1 protein-coding gene, 14 tRNA genes and 1 rRNA gene are annotated in these 3,931 nt (G+C 45.9%); all 16 read right to left on the bottom strand.

Annotated elements, in window-relative coordinates:
* Positions 1 to 382: 382 nt before the first annotated feature.
* On the bottom strand, positions 383 to 1,954 hold the full coding sequence (locus tag EJQ19_RS30030; protein ID WP_126144900.1) for a PAS domain S-box protein: 1,572 nt from the start codon (positions 1,952 to 1,954) through the stop codon (positions 383 to 385).
* A gap of 92 nt (positions 1,955 to 2,046) precedes the next feature.
* Positions 2,047 to 2,132: transfer RNA gene (locus tag EJQ19_RS30025), tRNA-Leu, on the bottom strand.
* Between the two features lie 15 nt (positions 2,133 to 2,147).
* Positions 2,148 to 2,219 (bottom strand) — tRNA-Gly (locus EJQ19_RS30020).
* Positions 2,220 to 2,229: 10 nt separating this feature from the next.
* Positions 2,230 to 2,309: transfer RNA gene (locus EJQ19_RS30015), tRNA-Leu, on the bottom strand.
* A 166-nt stretch (positions 2,310 to 2,475) separates the two neighbouring features.
* Positions 2,476 to 2,551, bottom strand: a tRNA-Lys gene (locus EJQ19_RS30010).
* A 23-nt stretch (positions 2,552 to 2,574) separates the two neighbouring features.
* Positions 2,575 to 2,646, bottom strand: a tRNA-Gln gene (locus EJQ19_RS30005).
* Positions 2,647 to 2,661: 15 nt separating this feature from the next.
* Positions 2,662 to 2,743: transfer RNA gene (locus EJQ19_RS30000), tRNA-Tyr, on the bottom strand.
* Positions 2,744 to 2,820: 77 nt separating this feature from the next.
* Positions 2,821 to 2,896 (bottom strand) — tRNA-Thr (locus EJQ19_RS29995).
* A 17-nt stretch (positions 2,897 to 2,913) separates the two neighbouring features.
* Positions 2,914 to 2,990 (bottom strand) — tRNA-Asp (locus EJQ19_RS29990).
* A 14-nt stretch (positions 2,991 to 3,004) separates the two neighbouring features.
* Positions 3,005 to 3,080 (bottom strand) — tRNA-Val (locus EJQ19_RS29985).
* A gap of 19 nt (positions 3,081 to 3,099) precedes the next feature.
* A tRNA-Glu gene (locus EJQ19_RS29980) sits at positions 3,100 to 3,171 on the bottom strand.
* Positions 3,172 to 3,223: 52 nt separating this feature from the next.
* A tRNA-Ser gene (locus tag EJQ19_RS29975) sits at positions 3,224 to 3,314 on the bottom strand.
* Between the two features lie 8 nt (positions 3,315 to 3,322).
* Positions 3,323 to 3,399 (bottom strand) — tRNA-Met (locus EJQ19_RS29970).
* A 47-nt stretch (positions 3,400 to 3,446) separates the two neighbouring features.
* A tRNA-Asn gene (locus EJQ19_RS29965) sits at positions 3,447 to 3,519 on the bottom strand.
* 4 nt (positions 3,520 to 3,523) lie between these two features.
* Positions 3,524 to 3,599, bottom strand: a tRNA-Ala gene (locus tag EJQ19_RS29960).
* 52 nt (positions 3,600 to 3,651) lie between these two features.
* Positions 3,652 to 3,768: ribosomal RNA gene (rrf, locus tag EJQ19_RS29955) — 5S ribosomal RNA — on the bottom strand.
* Between the last annotated feature and the right edge of the window lie 163 nt (positions 3,769 to 3,931).

The raw sequence follows: 3,931 nt of genomic DNA, 5'->3' as shown, positions 1-3,931 counted from the left end.
CCATAAAAGTTGAACGATTGCTCGCCCATTTATTTTAAGCTGACTTGCTCATTGACTTGCTAGCGAGATTGTTAATCTCATTTTTGAACGATTGCTCGTTCTTGCTTACTCACTCGTTGTTCAGTTTTCAAAGATCAATGTCTTTCGTGCACTGCCGCGTTTCCGAAGCAGCGAGTAGTAATATACCATATTGTTTTTTCGAATGCAAGCACTTTTTATTCATTTGTGAAACTTAACATAATAACCAGTTCACTTGCAACGCTTGTCCGTCTGAGACAAGAAACATAATATAGCACAGCCTTGATAAGAATGCAACTCAATAGAACAAAAAGATCTCCCCGCAACTTGCAGTCGATCTTTTTCATACCCTTTTTCTTATGGTTTACTGTAAGAAAGCAGGTGCAGGCGGTAGATGAATAGTAAACCTTGCCCCCAGCTCCGAACGGTTCTCGACGGCGATTCTGCCGCCGTGGCTTTGAATAATTTTATAGCTAACCACTAAACCTAACCCCGTACCTGTTGCCTTAGTTGTATAAAACGGCTGCCCAATCCGCTTAAGCTGCTCCTCTGTCAATCCTGGTCCTTCGTCTAAAATATCGATCCGTATTTCTTCTTGCTCCATCCTGGCCTCTAGCTGAATCTCTCCACCTTTAGGCATAGCTTCGATCGCATTCTTCAATATATTAATAAAAACCTGTTTCAACTGGTTACCATCACCGTGGAGCAGCAGTGGAGCTTCATCCATATATGACTGACTGATTTGTACATTGTTTAGTGCTCCTTGCGTTTCCAACAATACGCTTACTTGGCCCAAAATGTCCCGCACATCCAAAACTTGCATCGTACTCTGTCCGGGTTTTGCCAATAAGAGCAGTTCATTTGTTATTAGTTCGATGCGTTCAAGTTCCGTTCGGATAATATCAAAATATTGCGGGGATTCCGGATACTTCTCCCGTGCCAGTTTAATAAAACCCTTGATTGCTGTGAGCGGGTTCCTAATTTCGTGTGCAATACCTGCAGCCAATTGGCCCACCGCATTTAACTTGTCTGAGACTCGCATAAGCTCTTCCGTACGTTTAAGCTCCGTCACATCGCGAAAAAGTAAATTCATGGTCAACTCTGAATTATCATGTGCAGGAATTGCGGTGAATTCAACGTCAATCGATCGTCCATCTAGGCGAATTAAGTGATCCACCACACCCTTGCTTATATTTCCTTCATAGACTTTAGATATTTTTTCCCTAGCTATACTGTGCCTGTCTGCCGATATAAAATCAAACACAGGACGCCCGATAATCTGTTCCATACACGCAGCATTGATAATTTTTAAAGCGGCTTGATTACTGTAGACAATCCTATAATCTTGTATAATCACGAATCCGTCGGGCCAATTTTCAATAAGCTGATGAAACGAGGTTTCCAGATACTTGTTGTGATTTTTTTTACTTTGAAGCTCTTTTTCCTGCTGCTTGAAATGTGTCATGTCTTGTACACAGGCCACATAATAAGGCTCATTCTCGTAAATGCCATTCAAAAAACCAAACACAATCCCCCATATTATTTTCCCATTCTTATGCATGTATCTTTTCTCTATTTGTAGCGGTGCAGTCGCGTGGACAATTCTTTGCAGAACGCTCTGGGTGATTTGAACATCGTCCGGATGCGTAAATTCAACCGTGTATCTACCTTCTAACTCCAGCACGGTGTACCCCAACATATCTGCAAAAATATCATTTGCCTTTAAAATACGCCCTGCAGCATTAATCATGATCATCGGAATTGCGGATTTATCAAAGACCTCACAAACGTTCTCGTTTGTGAAAGCATTTTCATTTTGGGATTGTCCCATAAACTGATTCATCGTCACACCCCAGTTACCAACGTTCGTTACCCCTGCGGCTTGCTTGTAGCTTTTAGTATACAACGAAACAGCAGGATCGGCTATTACTCTCATTTGAGTAGGCCTTATTACAAGAAAATAAAAAAAGGCGCCTCAGGGGCGACTCATTCATCTAAACTCGATATTAGTAGTTACATTAATTCTGATGCCGAAGACCGGACTTGAACCGGTACGGTGGTCACCCACCGCAGGATTTTAAGTCCTGTGCGTCTGCCGATTCCGCCACTCCGGCCAATAAACGAAAAAAAGCGGAAGACGGGGATCGAACCCGCGACCCTCGCCTTGGCAAGGCGATGCTCTACCGCTGAGCCACTTCCGCATAATATTGATGCGCGTAGAGGGACTTGAACCCCCACGGTCACCCGCTAGATCCTAAGTCTAGTGCGTCTGCCAATTCCGCCATACGCGCGCTTGTTTAATCTCGGGGTCCCCGAAAAATAATGTCTAAACTTATTATCAAAGCAATACATAGAAGTATGATCGCGTTAATCGGTAAGATTAGACGCCGATCGAGTTTTCAACTCGATGCGTACGGAATTCCCTTCGAAACCATCACTTCACTTTTTGGCGTAAAGTGGTGAGTCATGTAGGATTCGAACCTACGACACCCTGATTAAAAGTCAGGTGCTCTACCAACTGAGCTAATGACTCATAATAAAGATCTAGGAGTGATACTGGGGATCAAGGATTCGAACCTTGGCATGACGGAGTCAAAGTCCGTTGCCTTACCGCTTGGCTAATCCCCAATATGCAAAAAAGGATGGAGGCTGATGGATTCGAACCACCGAACTCGGAGAGAGCAGATTTACAGTCTGCCGTGTTTAGCCACTTCACTAAGCCTCCATGATATAAGGTGTTACTGGGCCCAAAAAAAGTAGTCGGTGTTGCTACAAAGCTTATCTTCACTTTTTTGGGTAATGTGGTGCCGTCGAGAGGACTTGAACCCCCAACCTACTGATTACAAGTCAGTTGCTCTACCAGTTGAGCTACAACGGCAAATATTATGAAAAGAATGGCGGAGCCGACGGGATTCGAACCCGCGGTCTCCTGCGTGACAGGCAGGCATGTTAGGCCTCTACACCACGGCTCCGCATTAATCAAAAATGGTGGAGGCTGACGGGATCGAACCGCCGACCCTCTGCTTGTAAGGCAGATGCTCTCCCAGCTGAGCTAAGCCTCCATGGGATTACTAGAAGAAGTGACCCGTAGGGGACTCGAACCCCTGTTACCTCCGTGAAAGGGAGGTGTCTTAACCACTTGACCAACGGGCCTTATAATCGAAATACTCTACAACGCTGCACTTCACTTTTCGGGGTAAAGCAATGGCGGAGAGAGAGGGATTCGAACCCTCGCACCACTTACGCAGTCTAACCCCTTAGCAGAGGGTCCCCTTGAGCCACTTGGGTATCTCTCCAATAGGCTTGGTAGCGGCGGAGGGGCTCGAACCCCCGACCTTACGGGTATGAACCGTACGCTCTAGCCAGCTGAGCTACGCCGCCATACTAGACTTCTCAGTTGAAAGATGCTCTCAAAATGAGAGCGGTTACTCCCCGAACAGGACTCGAACCTGTGACAACTCGATTAACAGTCGAGTGCTCTACCAACTGAGCTATCAGGGAACATTGGTGGAGCCAAGCGGGATCGAACCGCTGACCTCCTGCTTGCAAGGCAGGCGCTCTCCCAGCTGAGCTATGGCCCCAATTCAGAAAAGCAGAGAGACTTTTGACTTTCATCAAAAGTTCCTTATATATGCTTGGCAACGTTCTACTCTCCCAGAACCCTGCGGTTCAAGTACCATCGACGCTGGAGGGCTTAACGGTCGTGTTCGAGATGGGAACGCGTGGATCCCCTCCGCCATCATCACCAAACAGATTTGCTTTTCTCAAGGCTTGCACCTTGAAAACTAGATACGAAACGTTGCTTAAACATTAGGTTTGTGTTGTAGTTTTGGGCCCCGAGAAAGTAATTGGCATCAGCTACAAAGCTTCGCTTCACTTTCTTGGGATATATTTGGTTAAGCCCTCGACCGAT

Source organism: Paenibacillus whitsoniae, assembly GCF_003955665.1.
Classification (GTDB): Bacteria; Bacillota; Bacilli; order Paenibacillales; family NBRC-103111; genus Paenibacillus_E; species Paenibacillus_E whitsoniae.
This window is presented reverse-complemented; position numbering and strand designations above follow the sequence as displayed.

What these genes read in the sequence shown, in the direction of transcription:
- EJQ19_RS30030 (WP_126144900.1), bottom strand. Translation starts at nt 1,954, where the DNA reads ATGAGAGTAATAGCCGATCCTGCTGTTTCGTTGTATACTAAAAGCTAC.